This is a genomic window from Sorangium sp. So ce385, assembly GCF_051474135.1.
Lineage (GTDB): Bacteria > Myxococcota_A > Polyangia > Polyangiales > Polyangiaceae > Sorangium > Sorangium cellulosum_D.
In genome coordinates, this window is the sequence record NZ_CP150337.1 from 12,087,744 (window position 1) to 12,103,397 (window position 15,654).

Consider the following 15,654-nt stretch of genomic DNA (forward strand, 5'->3'; position numbering starts at 1 on the left):
CGCAGGCGGGCTCTTGGTGGCTTCTTGCGACGGCGCGTGCTCGGCCCTGTGACCTCGCACGACAGGCGCCGTCGCATCGACGTGCCCTTTCGCGAGGGCGATACGGCATTATGTTTGCAATGACTCCTCGTCGAAAGGAGGTTCCCATGGCGGAGCAGCAGCGTCAGCAAGCGGGTCAAGACGTTCCTGTGGCCAGGTCGCAGCAGGGCAAGCCCAGCAGCCAGGCGACGGGGCAGACTTCCTCTCTGGGGGCCGGCGGTCAGTCCACCGGGCTGCAGCGCCAGCAAGGCGGCGGTCAGCTTGGGCGGTACGGCGGGGCGGGCGGGGTCTTCAGCCCGTTCACGATGATGCGCCGGATGATGGAGGACATGGATCGCATGTTCGAGGACTTCGGCTTCGGCGGGACGCTGTCGCCGTTCAGGCAGTCTCGTTCGCTGGCCGAGCAGGGCGGCGGACGGGGTCCGTCGTCGTTCGGCGGCGGTCTCTGGTCGCCGCACATCGAGGTGGGCGAGCGCGAGGGTCAGCTCGTCGTGAAGGCCGATCTCCCGGGCGTGACGAAGGACGACATCCGGGTGGAGCTCCACGACGACGCGCTGATCATCGAGGGCGAGCGCCGGCAGGAGCAGCAGGAGCAGCGCGAGGGCGTGAGCTACAGCGAGCGCAGCTATGGCTCGTTCATGCGCTCCATCCCGCTGCCCCAGGGCGTGCGGGCCGACGACGTGGACGCGAGGTTCGAGAACGGCGTCCTCGAGGTCTGCCTGAAGCTGCCGCAGCAGCAGCGCGGCCGCACGGTGCAGATCAAGAGCGGCGGCGGGTCCGCGGCGCAGACGGCCGGCGGGCAGGGGGCGACAGCGGGCGGAGGCGCGACGGCGTCCGAGAAGGCGAATCGGCCGAGCTGAGCCGAGGTGGAAGGCGAATCATCCGAGCTGAGCCGACTTGATTCGAGGGGGGTGGCGGCGAGCCGCCCCTCTTCGTTTGGATGGCTGTGACGGGGGCCGGGGAGGTGTGCGGAGGCTGGAGGAGGTCGCCGGGAGGAAGCGTGGCGCGATCGTTCTGGGGGCAGGTTGCCGGCACCTGAGCGATGCATGGGCGCCGGGCTCCGGGGCCTCGGAAGCGCGGGGGGTGTCTCAGGAGCCGTCCGCGGCGAGGAGCTCCCGGGCGTCGGCGATGATGGCGGCGCGGCGGATCCAGCGGTCGAGCTCGGCGAGGTCGGTGCTCGCGAGGACGCGCTCCCGCACCTCGGCGGGGATCTCCAGCCCGCGGGCCTCGAGGAAGGTGAGCACGTCGTGCGCCTTGGCTTCGAGGAGCCCCTCCTGCCGGCCCTTGGCCACGTAGCTGCGCGCGAATTCACTCTGAAACTGGTATCCGCTCTTCATTATCGCCTCCAACGTCCGCCTCGCCGCGATGTTCAGCGAGGATAGCACCAGGTCTCCGTACACGGCGCGGCGCTCCTCATCGAGCCCGGCAGCCGCCGCCAGGAACGCCACGCCGATCGCTTCCCCCGCCTCGCCCTGCCCGTGCGCCATGGCCGAGAGCACGACCACCTCGGGCGCTGCCGTCGCCTGCTCGGCGTCCGTGACGACCGGGACGCCCTGCGGCCCGAGCACCAGCGGCGTCAGCATCAGGCCGGGGTGGCCCGTGTCGATCGGCCGCGAGCACCAGCGGGCCATCGCCGGGTCGGTCGTCACGACCAGCAGCCGGGTCGGACAGCGGTGGCGGGCCCGCGTCTGGGCGAGGTACACGAGCCAGACGTACGGCTTGTTCGGGTCCGTGCCGAGCTGCACCTCGACCACGATCGCGAGCGCGGGCCGCTGCTGCTCGCCCGCGAGCACGACGACCAGATCGGCCCGGCGGTCCGAGGGCACGATCTCGGCGAGAGTGGAGGACTCGATGCGCGCCTCCGTGAAGGTCGGAATCGGCTGGCCGAGCGCGTCCTGGAGCATCTCGGCGGCGAGCGTCGGCCGGTTCTTGAACAGCTCCACCAGGGCTTCATGGGTGACTGAGGGCATTGGAGCATCTCTCGGGTGATTACAGGCATGTTCGATTTTTAGGAGGCGCGTCTCGCGCATGCAGCGCTACCGTGCCAGCCGAAGCAGCCGCCTCCTGCCCTCTAAATTCCGGGTAGGTTCCCGGATTCGTCACGCCGTGTGATTTACGTGTGCTTCGACGTCAGACCACGGAGCCGGGGCTCCACGACGGCGATCAAGATCACCGAACGTGGGTGCGTCGCACACGTGGGCGAAGCTCTACCGAACAGTCCAGCAGGGCGATCGCATGATTACGCCCGCGCTGACCGGCGGACCTCAGCGCGCGCCCGCCGCCCCGGCGCCCCCGGCCGCCGCGCCCCCGCCCCCGCCGAGGATCGCGAGCTCCGTCGTAATCCACCGCTCCAGCTCCCCCTGCAGGCTGAACAGCGCCAGATCGAACTCCCGGCCGTTGACGACGATGAACGGCGTCCCCGAGAGCCCCGCGCGGTCGGCCTCGGCCTTGTCGCGCGCGATCACCCGGGCGGCCGCCTCGCCGGCCATGTCCGCGCGGAACCGGGCCATGTCGAGGCCGACCCGCTGCGCGTAGCCGAGCAGGTCCTTCTCCTCGAGCCGCTGCTGGTTCTCGAACAGGAGCCGCTCCATCTGCCAGTAGCGGCCCTGCGCGTGCGCCGCGATGGCGGCGCGCGCCGCGGCCTCGGCGTGCGGGTGCGACCGCAGCGGGTACACCTTGTGGATCAGCCGCACGTTCGGCGCGTGGCGCTCGATGATCTCGTCGAGGAGCGGGACCGCGCGGCCGCAGGAGGGGCACTCGAAGTCCGACCACACGACGATCTGCACCGGCGCGCGCTCCGGCCCGCGCGACGGCGAGTCGGCGAGGTCGATCGTCTTCACGTTCGGACCGAACCGCACGCCGTACGCGGCCTGCGCCTCCGCGGCGCTCGCGCCGCCGCGGATCTTGTCGGCGACGAGCTGCGCGGCGGGCACGCAGGCCGCGCAGGGGCGCGACTCGCGGACGCACTGCGCGAGCGACACCGCCTGATCGGCGCACGGCGCATAGAGCTGCGAGACGAGCTGCCACCACGTGTGGCGCTCGCGGCGGACGAGCTCGGCCGTGTTGACGCCCGGCAGCTCCTCCGGCTCGCCGCCGGGCGCGTCGAGCGGCGCGGCGCCCGGCGGCCCGGGGAGCGGGACCGCGGGCGCGTCGGCGAACTGGGGATCCTGCCGCTCCGCGCCGCCGCACGCGGCGAGCGCGGCGAGCGCGGCGAGCGCGGCGAGCGCGGCGAGCGCGAGCCGTCGTGCACCTGATTTCGGAATGAACACGCGCGGATGCTACACCCCCGCGGCGGCCGAGCCAGGCCGAAGCGCCGCCCGGATTGCGCGCGCCGCGCGCCCCTCGCGACGGCCGCCGGGCGGCGCGGCACCTCGCCGGCGCGCCGCGGCGCCGCAGCCCCCTCGCCGGCGCGCCCGCGGCGCCGCAGCCCCCTCAGAAGGCGCCGCCGAGGCCGAGCGTGGCGCGGTCCGGCGTCAGGGCGACGTGCGGCGCGAGCCGGAGCCGAGGCGAGCGGAGGCGGATGTACTCGTAGCTGTCGGCGGTCGAGCGCTCCTCGCGCTCGAGGAGCGCGATGTCGATGATGTTGGCCGTGAGCAGGCCGGCGCTGCTGCCGAGCATGATGCCACCCAGCTCTTCCCACCCGCGGGAGTCCGAAGCTCTGCCGACGAGCAGGCCGACCATGCCGCCGCCGAGCGTGCAGCCGGCGTTGAGGCCGAGGCTGGCGAAGCCCTTGCCAAAATTGCCGTTGGCCCAGTGGGTGACCGGACCCCCGAGCGCGAAGGTGCTGACGGACCACCAGGCGAGCACCTCGTTTTCCGTGCCGATGGCGATGGGCACGAGGAGGGCGGTCCCGCCGAGCACGAGGAGGTGCTGCCAGCCGTACCAGACGCGCTTCGGCTCGGGCTGCTCGCCCGCGGGAGCGCCCTCGAGCAGCCAGGGGCTCGTCGTCCAGGCCGGCAGCGCCTGGGGAGCTCCCGGCGCAACCCCGGTCGGCGGCGCGCCCGACGGTGGCGCGCCGCCGTCGCCCGGAGCTGGCTGCGGAGGAGACACGTCCGGCGCCGTCGCCGGCGCAAGGGGCACGTCCGCCGGGCCGCCCGGCGCCGGCGCTGACGGCGCGCCGGCTGGGCCGCCCTGCGACGCGGCAGGCGCCGGCGGCGCGCCGGCTGGGCCGCCCTGCGACGCGGCAGGCGCTGGCTGCGACGCGGCAGGCGCTGGCTGCGACGCGGCCGGCGCTGGCGAGACCCGGGGCGTGGGACCAGACGCCGGCTGCATGGCGGCGACCGGTCCCGCTGCGAACACCACGGCCGCTGCACAACCGAGCAACAGCCCCCCGCGAAGCATGCCTGTCATCCGGCGTTCCTCTTCTTCCTTCGACGCTCGCAGCCCTTGTACTTCCTTTCCCTTGACCGCTGCACGCAAATCCGGCCCGCCGCCCGCGCAAGCGGCGAAGACGGCTCCTCCGGCGGCGCGCGACGCGGACCCCAGCGCCGCGTCGACCGCGCGTATGTCTCGCACGCGGCGCCGAACCGGGCGCGCAGCCACCTCCCCTCGAACGCGATGTCCCCAACGATCGGAGGGTAGGCCTGCGACAACTTGACACATATTCCGCGCGCGCCAGCCGTGCCTACATGACCTGCGCCGGGCCGCCGGCAAGCGCGCGCAGCGCGCTCCTTGGGAGGCAGGACGACCACCATGACCCAATCACCGGGATCCACCTTGCTTGCGCTGGCGCTCGCCGGCTTCGCCGCCTTTGCGCCCGCCTGCGGCGACGACGACAGCGTCAACCCCATCTCCGGAACCGGCGGCGCCGGCGGCGAGGTGCCCGCCGGGACCGGCGGATCCGACACGGGCGGCGACGAGCCCGTGGATGACGAGGACAGCGACCACGACAGGGACGGCTTCACCCCGCGCGAGGGCGACTGCGACGACTTCAACAACACCGTCCACCCCGACGCCGAGGAGCGGAATCTCGATAACGTCGACTCGAACTGCGATGAGTCCGACGCGCCGGTCAGCACGCTCGTGTGGAACGCCGGCCCAGAGGACGATCTCGTGGACGCGATCGACGTCATGGACGAGGACGGCGATGGCCAGATCTCCCTCGAGGAGTTCGCCGCGGCGTGCGCCGAGTCCGCGATGCTGTCGGGCACCGCGCGCCCCGGCGTGGTGCAGGTCCACGCGTCCTGCGCCGGCACGAACAGCTGCCGCGGCATGGTCTATCAGACATGGAACGAGCTCTACGAGCACGCCTGCCGCGCCATGAACGGCTGCGAGGGCTGGAGCTGCGTGGAGACCGCGGAGGACCAGGATCGCGACGGCCCCGCGGCGTTCGCGGCCGGGACGTGCGCCCACTGCCACGCCGGCACGGCGGGCACGTTCGGCGTGAAGGTGCCGCCCGGCGAGGACGTGGACGCCTTCGTCGCCGAGTTCTGGGAGCGCCGCTCGGACATGTACCTGCAGTCCATCATCGCGTTCGGGATCGACGGCGTCGCCGCCGAGGGCTACGCCTACTCGAACATGCCCGGCGCCTATCACCTGCTCTCGCGGGCCGAGATCGATACGCTGATCGCCTACCTGCGCACGCTGACGCCGGAGGGCCACGCCTTCGAGCAGCTGCCGCCGGCAGATCCGATCGACCCGGGCCCCTAGCCGGCGATGAGCGCGCCGCGAGCCGCCGCCGACGACCGAGCGCCCGACGCGCGCGCTCTCCCGCGCGACGCGCTCGGCCTCGGGCTGCGCCCGCCGCATTACGAGGCGATCGAGCGGCTCCGGCCCCGGCTGGGCTTCTTCGAGATCATCGCGGAGAACTACCTCGGCGCGTCGCCCTTGCCCCGGGAGCGGCTCCGGCGCATCGCCGAGCGCACGCCGATCGTCGCCCACGGCGTCTCCCTCAACCTGCTGGGCGAAGCGCCCCTCGACCGGGATCACCTGTCCCGGCTCCGGGATCTGATCCAGGAGTTTCGCATTCCCCATTTCACGGATCACCTCTGCTGGACGGCGTTCGAGGGCATGACGCACCACGATCTGCTGCCGGCGCCGTACGATCCTGAGCTCATCCCGTACGCCGCCGCGCGGGCGTCGGAGGTCCAGGAGGCCCTCGGCGTCCCCTTCGGGATCGAGAACCTGTCGTCGTACGTCGCCTGGGAGCGCGACACGATGCCGGAGTGGGACTTCTATCGCCGCGTGGTGGAGGAGTCCGGCTGCTGGGCCATGCTGGATCTCAACAACATCTTCGTCTCCAGCCACAACCACGGGTTCGATCCGCGCGAGTACCTCGACGGCGTGCCGTGGAGCCGGGTCTTGCAGGTCCACCTGGCCGGACACCAGGTGTTGCCCTCGGGCCTGCGGCACGACACGCACGATCGTCCGGTATGCGACGAGGTCTGGTCGCTCTACGAGGAAGCGTGGCGCCGGGGCGGCCCTTTTCCGACGCTCCTCGAGTGGGACGCGGAGATCCCGCCCCTGCCCGTGGCGCTCGCGGAGCTCGACAAGGCGCGGCGGGTGCGATCGGCATGAGCCCGAGGGGCGGAGATCCTCCGCGCTGGCTGCGAGAGCTCCAGCGCGACTTCACCGCGGTCCTCCGCGCGCCGCTCGACCCGGGCGCCGGGCGCTTCCGCGAGCGGCAGGAGCGGTATCCCGCGCGCCTCGTGGCGCAGCTGAAGGGCGGCCCAGGGGGCCCCGCGCCGGCGGAGCGGCTCGCGGTCTATCACCGCCAGTACTGGATGCGGCTGTTCACCGCGCTCCAGACGAGCTTCCCCCGCGTGGCGCGGGCGATGAGCTGCTGGCACTTCAACCACCTCGCCGCGCTGCACCTCGCCGAGCGCCCGCCCCGCCACGCCGACCTCGACGACGCGGCCCGCGGCTTCGCGGCGCGGCTCCACCGCGCGCTCGAGCGCCTCGACGGCGCGGGCCCGCGCCGGCCGCCGGAGCGCCCGCCGCACGGCGACGCGTGGTGCCGGCGGGTCGAGCTCTCCAGGGCGCCGCTCGCCATGATCCGCCAGGCGCTCCGCATGGACGAGGCCGAGCGGCGCGCCTACGAGTCGCCCTTCGAGGGGCTGTGGCGGCCGACGCCGGAGGAGCTCTCCCGGCTGGCCGCATCGCGGCTGCGCTTCGCGGTGTCCTGCTCGCTGGCCGAGGAGGACTGGGACCTCGCCCGCTCCTCGCGGCTCGCCGGTGCCGATCGGGACGAGGGCGCGCCGGAGCCGATCCGTCGCCACGCGTCGACCCGGACCTGGGTCTTCGCCCGGAGCGCCGCCGGCACGACCACGACCTCCGTGGATCCGCTGTTCGCCCGGCTGCTCGAGCGCTGCCGGGAGCTGCCGTTCGGGCAGGCCCTCGCCGCCGTGGAGCAAGGCTGCACGGCCGCGGAGGCAGCGCAGCTGCGCGCGAACCTGCAAGGCTGGATCGCGCTCGCCCTCACGAGCGGCTGGTGGACCGGCCTCGCCGGCGGCGAGCCCTGCGCGCAGCCGGAGGGCTCGGGCGATGCTCCGGGCCGGGCGTGAGCCTCCCCGGCGAGTTTCGCCCGCCAGAAGATCGCCAGGGATCCGGGAGAGATTTCAACGCAAAGGCGCAAAGGCGCAAAGGCGCAAAACAACAAGATATTATGCATATTTGCGCCTTTGCGATCTTGGCGTCTTTGCGTTAGTGTACCCATCCTCTCGCGAGGCAGATTTCTGGCGGGACGATTCCGCGGGAACACCGCAGGCCTCGCCTCGATCGCGCGCTCAGATCATGACGTGACAGAGGCTGGCCCGGGGTGGGCTCGGAGGACGCGCCGGCTACGGCGCCTCGACCACCGTGCGCGACTCCTTCGCCTGGATCACGTCGGGAAGCAGGAACGGCACCAGGTGCGTCTGGTTCTTTCGCCAGAGCTCCGCCTGATCGCGGAAATGTGGGCTCTCGGCGTCCCAGACATTGCCTCCGGGAATGGCGTTCCACGCCTTCGGCCCCTCCGGGTCGAGCTCCACGACGAGCCGCTGCGACGGGCCGTGGACGTACCGGAAATCCGGTGACTCGTCGAGCGCCCACGAGAGGCGGTAATCCGAGGAGTCCACCGCGAACTCGTCGCCGCCGCGCGGAAAGCCGCCGCTCCAGAGGGGATCGCTCGGCGGAGGGATGCTGAGGCTGCTGAAGAGCGGGACGAGCGCGTCGAAGGTGACCGTGTGAAAGGCGCCCCAGCGGGGCGCCGCAGCCCCGGAGCCGCCCTGTCGATCGAGCCAGGCGAGGGCGTCGAGCAGGGCGCGCAGCACGCGCTCGTCCCTGGACTCGACCGCTGGCGTGCCCATGTCGTCCCACAGCGCGCTGTCCTGCACGGCCGGATCGAAGGTGGCGAGCTGCTCCCGAGCGGCGGAGAACAGGTGGAGGAGCGCCTTCGCCGACATCTCCCGGGAGAACGACGAGAAGCCCATCTGGCCGAGCTCGTCGCCCAGCACCCGGCGCACCACCCGGACGAGCCAGAGGTTGAAGACCAAGGTCGCCTCCGAGGCGCGGGCGTCGATCGCGCCGGGGCCATCGCCCTCGTCCGCGAGCGGCATGCCGGTATCGAGATCGACGCCGGCGGCCGCCTTGTAGTCCGCCTCCTTGCCCCAGCCGTCGAGGAGCGCCCGCAGGGCGGCGAGGCGCTGCGGTTCGTAGGCGGCGTCCGCGACGATCGCGCTCAGATCGGGGTGAGTACCGGGCGCAGCGCGCTCCTCTTCGGCGCGGTCCATGGCGCGGAGGAGGTGAGGCACGAGCCTCGCGCCGAGCGCCGACTTGATGTCGCCCTGGATCGCCGCGCAATCCTCCGGCGACAGAGGCCCCTCGTGGGCGTCGATCCGCTCCTGGATGCGGCCCTCGCGAAACCCGATGTCGAAGCTGCAACCCAGGTACATGGGGGTGCCGTCGGGGAGCGCGCCGTTCGATGGATCGTTGTCCAGGGAGTCCCCGATGGGGTCGTTGTTCGCCGTGGCGATGTATCCCGCCGGCGGGTTCTTCGCCCGGGGGATGAGGTGCTCGGGGAGCGTCCCGGTCCACTCCGCGGTCCCGTCGCCGGGGAGCACCATGCAGGGGAGGACGCCCGTATAGGTGGCCGCGTCCCAGGCGAACGCCTCACGAGACCGCGTCGGGATCGCCGCGTGCGTCGTCCAGAGGATGTCGCCCGCGGCGTCGCCCATCACCCAGTTCTGCGCGCCGACGCTGAATTTCGAGAGCGACGCCTGCGCATCATCGACCGAGCGAGCGCGCAGCAGGCCGAAGATGGCCTCCAGCTCCTTCGTCGGCTCCAGCCCCGTCCAGCGGACGCTGAGCGCCCCCACGGCCGGGTCCGGATCCACCACCGCGTGGTCGACGATGGTCGGCAGGAGCGGGCCGTGATGGGGCACGATCGGGACACGGTAGGTATAGGGCTCCCTGCCAGCGATCGCGATGACCTCCTCGACCGTCTGGAGGGGCACTGGATTGCCCTTGAAGAGCACAGCCTTGCCGTCGGGCGTGAGCGTCTCGGCGTAGACATCGGTGACATCGTACATCGCGACCGTCGCTCCCCACCCGACGTGCTCGTTGTGGCCCAGGATGATCCCCGGGATCCCGGGGAAGGTGACGCCCCCGACGTGAACATCGCGGCTCGCGTCCTTGCCCTCGGGCGCGGTGACATGGATCGAGACGGCATACCAGACGGCCGGCGCGCTCAGCGACAGGTGGGGATCGCTGGCCACGAGCGCGTGCCCCGTCGCGCTCCGGCTCGCGTGGATGGCCCAGTTGTTCGAGCCGAAGCCCTCCGGGGCGACCTTGCTCCTGGCGCGCCGGACCGCGCTCAGGTAGCCGGTCAGCGACGAAATGAGCTTCGCGCGGCCCGGCGCGGCGCGGCCCGGCCGTCGCGCGCGAGGCGCTCTCCTCGCCGCCTTGTCCTCCGCCTTCTGCGCCTTCTCCCGCGCCGGGGAGGCGGGATAGCCGCTGCTGGTCACCGCGGGCTCGGAGGGGGCGAACCTCAGGAAGTCCCGCTCGAAGCCGGCGCGCTTCTGCGCGAGCGGATCGGCGCTGCTCGACGCGAACGTCGTCCGGGCGGCATCGAAGAACTGCTGCGTGGTGATGTCCAGCTCGGCGTCGAACGACAGGAGGTAGCTGTGGAAGCGGCTGATCACGAGCGAGTCGACGCCGCTCCAGTCGGTGAACGCCTCGACCGGTATCCCCGTCGCGCCTTTGGGGAGGAGGATGTCCCCGGAGCGGATCTTCCTGAACACCTGGGTCACCCCGTCCGCGTACGCGTCGAGCATCTGGCGGAGCTCCCCCTCGGGGAGCGCGTCGTACTGGGCCGTGGCGATCCGACCGAGCCCGACATGGCGGAGAGCGATGTCCTGATCGATGGTGGTGGGATCGAGGTCGCCGAAGAGCTCTGCGAGCCTCCCCTCGGCGGTGCGCCGCAGGATCTCGAGCTGAAGCGCGCGGTCGCGCGCCGTCAGATACCCTTCGACGCGCATCGCGTCCACGAGGTTTTCGGCATAGATATGGGGTCTACCGTCCCTGTCCTGGACGACATCGACGGCGGAGAGCAGGTCGTCGATGGTGAGCCGCCCGTCGACGGGCAGATCCGGCCGATCGCCGAGCGGACCGAACGTCGCGGAGGAGGGCGGGCTGCCGTCGGGCGCGCCCGCGTCGGGCGGGCTGCCGTCGGGCGCGCCCGCGTCGGGCGCGCTGCTGCCGGGACCAGGCTCGTCCGAGCACCCGAGCATGCCCGTGAGCCCGGTGACCAAGGCGAGGACGCAATGTGCCGAAGAGAATGACAGTCGCATGAACGCTCCTTCATAGGATGGAAGCGAGCCACCTCGGCGGTGTCATCGCGCGACGCGGTGGCTGGAACGGCGCGTCGTCGAGCGAGGTAGGGTTCGGAGCTCCTTTCGCGGCAGCATGGGCCAGGGCACGACCGGGCAAGAGGGAGCGTGGCTTGGCGCGGTGTCTGGGCCAGCATGACACGCAGGCGCCGCCGCGGCCCGTGCCGGACCGCCGCCGCGCCGAGCCGTCTGCTCGCTGTTCGCGTTCGTCGGAAAGCGGCGGACCCCGCCCCCGCTTCCCGCGGAAGAGCAGCGCGCGACGAGCTGACCGGGCCGGTTCCATCGCGCCCATCCTGCACCAGCTGACCGACGTTGGGGCTTCGGCGCTTTGCGCAGCGCTTACTCGTGAGCGGCCGAGGTGTGGCGCCCCGTTCACGCGTCGCGTCTCGCGCCGCGATTTGGGCTGAAAACCCGCATGGTTCGGGGAGGTACGAGCTTTGCTCCCACCGCCGTCATGAGGAACTACTTTCGTTCGCTGGTTCTCGTGGGGGCTCCTTTCATCTTCGTCGCGGGCTGCGGCGGATCGGACGGCGACGCGATCGCCGAGCCCACCGCGGCGCCGGCAACCCCGTCGACTCCGGCGGAGGTAGACACCACCTATGAACAGATCGGGCGCGGCTGCGGCGACAACGGCTTTCTCGTTCGCTCGCTGGCGCACGTCCCCGCGCTCACCACCAACAACCTCTGGCTCGCCCCAGACGACGACGCCGCCGGCCTGGCCGCGTCCAAGAACGACAACGGCTGGGGAGCGAGCGTGGGCGTCTACGAGCTCGGGTTCGAGTCGAGCGCGGACAACATGGAGAGTCGCTCCGCCGAGCAGGCCGCACGATGCGACGCGGCCAGCGAGATCTTCGACCCCGCCGGGGACGGCGCGCGGCACCGCTTCCTCAACGTCCTCGTCTACGCCGGCGATCACCCGCACGCCGAGGCGATGCCCGCCGAGGGTCTCCCCGCCGCGGTCGAGGCGCCCGTCCGCCTGAAGGGCTATCTGGACGTGGCCACGGGCACGCGCGAGGAGATCAACGACGGCGTCGTGTACCGGGACGCGCAGCACCAGTACCTGCCCATCTACGTTCGCTGCGAGAAGCCCATGAAGATCACCCACGAGGAGCGCATGTTTTCTCGCGAGGAGGTCGAGGCGCTGAAGATCGACACCCGCATCTGTCGCCCCGTCGCCGAGGACGGCTACGGCTGCCTCTTCGAGCGCCCGCAGCCGATCGAGGGTGCGTGCACGTTCGTGGCGGCCGACGCGAAGTACGTGGCGACGAGCGGCGAGGAGCACAACATGTCGCTCGGTGGCCGCATCGAGCGCGGCGAACGACTCAGCTACAAGATCACGGTCGACCGCTTCGCCTTCCACTGAACGAGTGGTCCTCGGTCAGGGAGCGTGACGTCGGAGCGCGCGCACGTGCACCGGGATGCGCTCGCGAGCGCACCGAGCAGCCGCTCGATCAGGCTTGATTTGCCTACGCGCTCGGAGGCGGCCTCTATTCCCCTCGCAGGCGAGACGCCCCGAGCGCGGCGCTGCGCGCGGGCGAGCGTCCCGCCCGCGGCGAGGACGTCGGTCAGAACTGCTTGAAGAATTTCCACGACTCGATGGGAATCCAGTTCGGATTGCCGTCGATGTTCGTGTGCCCGCCGCCGAAGGTGCACACCCGCGTCGGATGCTCCGGATCGCAATCCTGGAAATCGTAGCAGCTGTACGCGCCGTTTGAAGTCGGGATATTGTCCGGAATCGTGCAGCCGTTGTCTTCGGCCTTTTCGAGGGCGATGAACTTGGCCCCTCTCTTCTGACCTTCGTTGTTCACCCAGGGGCAAGTCCCGTCGCTCATGCCCGTCGTGTGCATCCAAGCGATGGGCTTATGTGTCTTTTCAGGCAACCAGATGTTGTAGTTGGCCGGGGCGATGCCCACGGCCGCACGGATTTCCGCTTGATGGTTCGTCGACAGCGAATAGGTGATCATCCCTCCGAAGCTGAAGCCGGTCGCGAACACGCGGGTCGTGTCGTAGCAGACGTTTTCATTCATGAACGCCATGATGTCGTCGAACAGCGCGTGATCCTTCTGTTGCCACGTTGCACCGTCCGAGGAGGGGGCCACGAAGATGGCTTGCTCTCCGTCGGCCTCCAACTGCGGTTTGAGAAAGTAGAAGTCTTGATTCTTGACGTCTTGGTAGCGGCTGCCGATCCAATGTGAGGTGTAGAACAGCCGGTAGGGCTTGTTCATGTCGTAGTTGCGGGGCATATCGACGTAGTACACGCGATTTTGACCCGAGCTCGAGATCGTATACTCCTTGGACGTCAACGTGGTTGCCTTGCCGCAGCCCGCGCTCGGCACAGGGGCGTTCCCCATGGGAATGGCTCCTTCGGGCCAGCCACCCATGCCATTACCGCCGCTGCCGGTCGGCTCAGCCCCGCCACTCCCGCCGGTGTTGTCGCCGCCGGTCCCGGCCGCGGTGGTGCCGCCAGAGGTCGCAACGGTGCTGCCGCTCGCGCTGCTGCTCGACGTCGCAACGCCGCTGCCGCTCGCGCTACTCACGGAACCGGTCGCCGTCGCTCCCCCCCCTCCCTCGTTGTTCGAGTCGGACTCGGCGGGGGCGCACGAGATCGCGACCCAACTGGCAAGGGTGACACAAAGGGCGAGTCGGCTGAACGTTTGATCTTGCATCACAGGTCTCCTACGTACCGGAATCAGGTGAGAATGAAACAAAACGATCCGAGCGTATCAACGGCGACCCGCCACACGCACCTCAGGTGACAGAGCGTTCCTCACGGGATCCGCCTCCCTGGCAAAGTGCCTCCCACCCGGCGCAGACGAGCCCCCGGACGGGGCCGATGTGATGACACCGGTGCGCCCGAGGAGCGTCTCAGCGCGGCCCGCCGCGACATAGGTTCCCTCGTTCCCGAGCTTGCCGTCCGGCCGCTTCGCCAGCATCGCCGGATTCTTGAAAAAATCATCTCCGGTGGACAGCGCGCAGGATTTCACGACAGCCGTCGAACAAGCGAGGGCTGTCGCGTCCTCTATTGGATCGCTCTTGGCAAAACGCCGATCACCATCGATCAGCAATCGCTTCCGCGACGACCGAGCGAACAGGATCGGTGTAAAAATCGACCGAATGGATCAGATTGACGAAGAGCTCGGTACTCAGGAGGACCCGACCAAACCGAAACAAAAGGATGGCCCTCGACTGGAATGTGAACGTTAACATTGCCGGTGTCAATTCCAATCGACCGGCCCGCGGGTATCTTCGGGTCCGAGGGAGGACATGGCGGGCAGGGCTCCTTCGGAGCGCCGCGTTAAGAGGGGTGGGCGCCGGACCGCGGCCATCGCCGGACGGCACGACCACAATCGTACTGCCAGCGTGTCATGTCGCCGCGGCCGATGCGGAAACCGTGCCGCCATGGTCACTGAGCCCCGGAACATCGTCCGCTTCCTCTCCGCGCTCGGCGAGCCGACCGATGTTCCAGCGCGCTCTCCCAACCGGGGACCACCGTACTGGAAAAGCACCGTTGTGCGCCGCAAGGCGCTCGGTGTCGACGCCCGGTGACGAGCGCCCGCGCCACCGAGCTCGGGGGTGGTCGAGCTGGCGGATCGCGGCGGGCGGCGCATCGGCGTTGACAGCCGCTACGTGAACGTTCACGATGAGACCTCATCCTTACGCTTTCCCCTGAGTGGGCCGTCATGAGCACCGGGACCTCCGTCATCGGGATCGGGATCGATCTCTTCACCGGCTCCCATTGTTCGGTCGTCGCGGACACATGCGGCGGCGCGTTCGCGGGCGCCGCGCACAGGCCTCCACGACAGGTCCACTGTGCATTTCTCGCGTGGCCGCTCAGCTTCGAGCAGATCGAGTCGCTTCACGCCGAGGTTCGCGCGCCTGGCGCGCCGGGCGAGCGCGCCCGTCGAGGCCTCGGCCCCCTGTCGGCGTCAAGCCACCCTCGTCACTCTGCATCTGATAATATCGCACCTTCTTGATGACCAGGCCCGGTTGCATTGCTCAATCGACTTGACGCAACTGCCAGCCCCGAACAATAGATAGGCCAAGAAAGGCGATCGCCATGAACAACATCACCCGTCTCGGCATGTGCTCCGCCCTTGGGCTCCTACTGACCAACTGCGTCATGGATGGCGCAGAAGTGGACATGAACGAGACCGATCTGACCACCGATCAAAGCGCTCTCACGATAAGCGCGAATAAAACCGGAACGGACGGCCAGTGGTACACGTTCTGGAAAGACGGCGGGTCGGTCAGCATGAATTTGAACGGCGGCGGCAACTACGCTGTCAACTGGGCGAACGGCAACTACAATTTCGTCGGCGGCAAGGGCTGGAGCACTGGATCGTCGAGCAGGAACATTGGCTACAATGCCGGCGTCTGGTCGACGGGCAGCAGCAATGCATATCTGACCCTCTATGGGTGGACGACAAACCCGCTCGTAGAATACTACGTCGTCGACAGCTGGGGCAGCTGGAGACCGCCGGGCGGAACGCCGGCGGGCTCAGTCACCACGGACGGGGGCACCTACGACCTGTACAGGATGCAGCGGGTCAACGCGCCCTCCATCATAGGCAATGCGACGTTCTATCAGTACTGGAGCGTCCGAAGGTCGAAGAGGCCCACCGGGACCAACAGCACCATCACGTTTTCCAATCACGTAAATGCTTGGGCGTCAAAGGGGTGGAAACTTGGCACTCACAACTACCAGGTGATGGCGACAGAGGTGTTCAACCCCTCGAGCAGCGGCAGCTCCAACCTGACGGTGTGGTAGAAGCAACGTACGGGGCCATCGACGGCGCCATCCCAGGCCGCG

Annotated in this window: 11 protein-coding genes; 6 read left to right on the plus strand and 5 right to left on the minus strand. The window is 69.9% G+C overall.

What is annotated here, in order from left to right:
• The first annotated feature begins 146 nt into the window (after positions 1–146).
• Positions 147–899, plus strand: coding sequence for an Hsp20/alpha crystallin family protein (locus tag WME83_RS44265; RefSeq protein WP_437315736.1), 753 nt, complete (start codon positions 147–149; stop codon positions 897–899).
• Between the two features lie 228 nt (positions 900–1,127).
• Here the strand turns inward: WME83_RS44265 and WME83_RS44270 are convergent, their stop codons facing one another.
• From WME83_RS44270 to WME83_RS44280, 3 genes are all read right to left on the minus strand, one after another.
• A complete protein-coding gene (locus WME83_RS44270; RefSeq protein WP_437315737.1) occupies positions 1,128–2,009 on the minus strand; it encodes a hypothetical protein in 882 nt (293 codons plus the stop codon).
• Between the two features lie 294 nt (positions 2,010–2,303).
• A complete protein-coding gene (locus WME83_RS44275) occupies positions 2,304–3,308 on the minus strand; it encodes a DsbA family protein (protein ID WP_437315738.1) in 1,005 nt (334 codons plus the stop codon).
• A 163-nt stretch (positions 3,309–3,471) separates the two neighbouring features.
• Positions 3,472–4,089: a hypothetical protein gene (locus WME83_RS44280; protein ID WP_437315739.1), complete on the minus strand. Its 618-nt coding sequence runs from the start codon at positions 4,087–4,089 to the stop codon at positions 3,472–3,474.
• Between the two features lie 642 nt (positions 4,090–4,731).
• On the opposite strand from WME83_RS44280, the gene WME83_RS44285 reads away from it, so the two are divergent.
• Genes WME83_RS44285 through WME83_RS44295 form a run of 3 tightly spaced genes read left to right on the plus strand, consistent with a single transcriptional unit; the run spans position 4,732 to position 7,541 of the window.
• Entirely contained in the window at positions 4,732–5,688 is a 957-nt protein-coding gene (locus WME83_RS44285; RefSeq protein WP_437315740.1) for a c-type cytochrome, read from the plus strand.
• A gap of 6 nt (positions 5,689–5,694) precedes the next feature.
• A complete protein-coding gene (locus tag WME83_RS44290; RefSeq protein ID WP_437315741.1) occupies positions 5,695–6,555 on the plus strand; it encodes a DUF692 domain-containing protein in 861 nt (286 codons plus the stop codon).
• On the plus strand, positions 6,552–7,541 hold the full coding sequence (locus WME83_RS44295) for an HvfC/BufC N-terminal domain-containing protein (protein WP_437315742.1): 990 nt from the start codon (positions 6,552–6,554) through the stop codon (positions 7,539–7,541). Before WME83_RS44290 ends, WME83_RS44295 begins: the two co-directional genes overlap by 4 nt.
• A gap of 276 nt (positions 7,542–7,817) precedes the next feature.
• Here WME83_RS44295 and WME83_RS44300 read toward each other — a convergent pair whose 3' ends face one another.
• Entirely contained in the window at positions 7,818–10,805 is a 2,988-nt protein-coding gene (locus WME83_RS44300) for a penicillin acylase family protein (protein WP_437315743.1), read from the minus strand.
• A 523-nt stretch (positions 10,806–11,328) separates the two neighbouring features.
• Between WME83_RS44300 and WME83_RS44305 the strand changes: the two genes are divergently transcribed.
• On the plus strand, positions 11,329–12,207 hold the full coding sequence (locus WME83_RS44305; protein ID WP_437315744.1) for a hypothetical protein: 879 nt from the start codon (positions 11,329–11,331) through the stop codon (positions 12,205–12,207).
• A gap of 202 nt (positions 12,208–12,409) precedes the next feature.
• On the opposite strand, the gene WME83_RS44310 is transcribed toward WME83_RS44305, so the two are convergent.
• Positions 12,410–13,510 (minus strand): alpha/beta hydrolase family esterase, encoded by a 1,101-nt coding sequence (locus tag WME83_RS44310; RefSeq protein WP_437315745.1) that lies wholly within the window; start codon positions 13,508–13,510, stop codon positions 12,410–12,412.
• Between the two features lie 1,454 nt (positions 13,511–14,964).
• Between WME83_RS44310 and WME83_RS44315 the strand changes: the two genes are divergently transcribed.
• On the plus strand, positions 14,965–15,612 hold the full coding sequence (locus tag WME83_RS44315; RefSeq protein WP_437322112.1) for a glycoside hydrolase family 11 protein: 648 nt from the start codon (positions 14,965–14,967) through the stop codon (positions 15,610–15,612).
• Positions 15,613–15,654 lie beyond the last annotated feature (42 nt).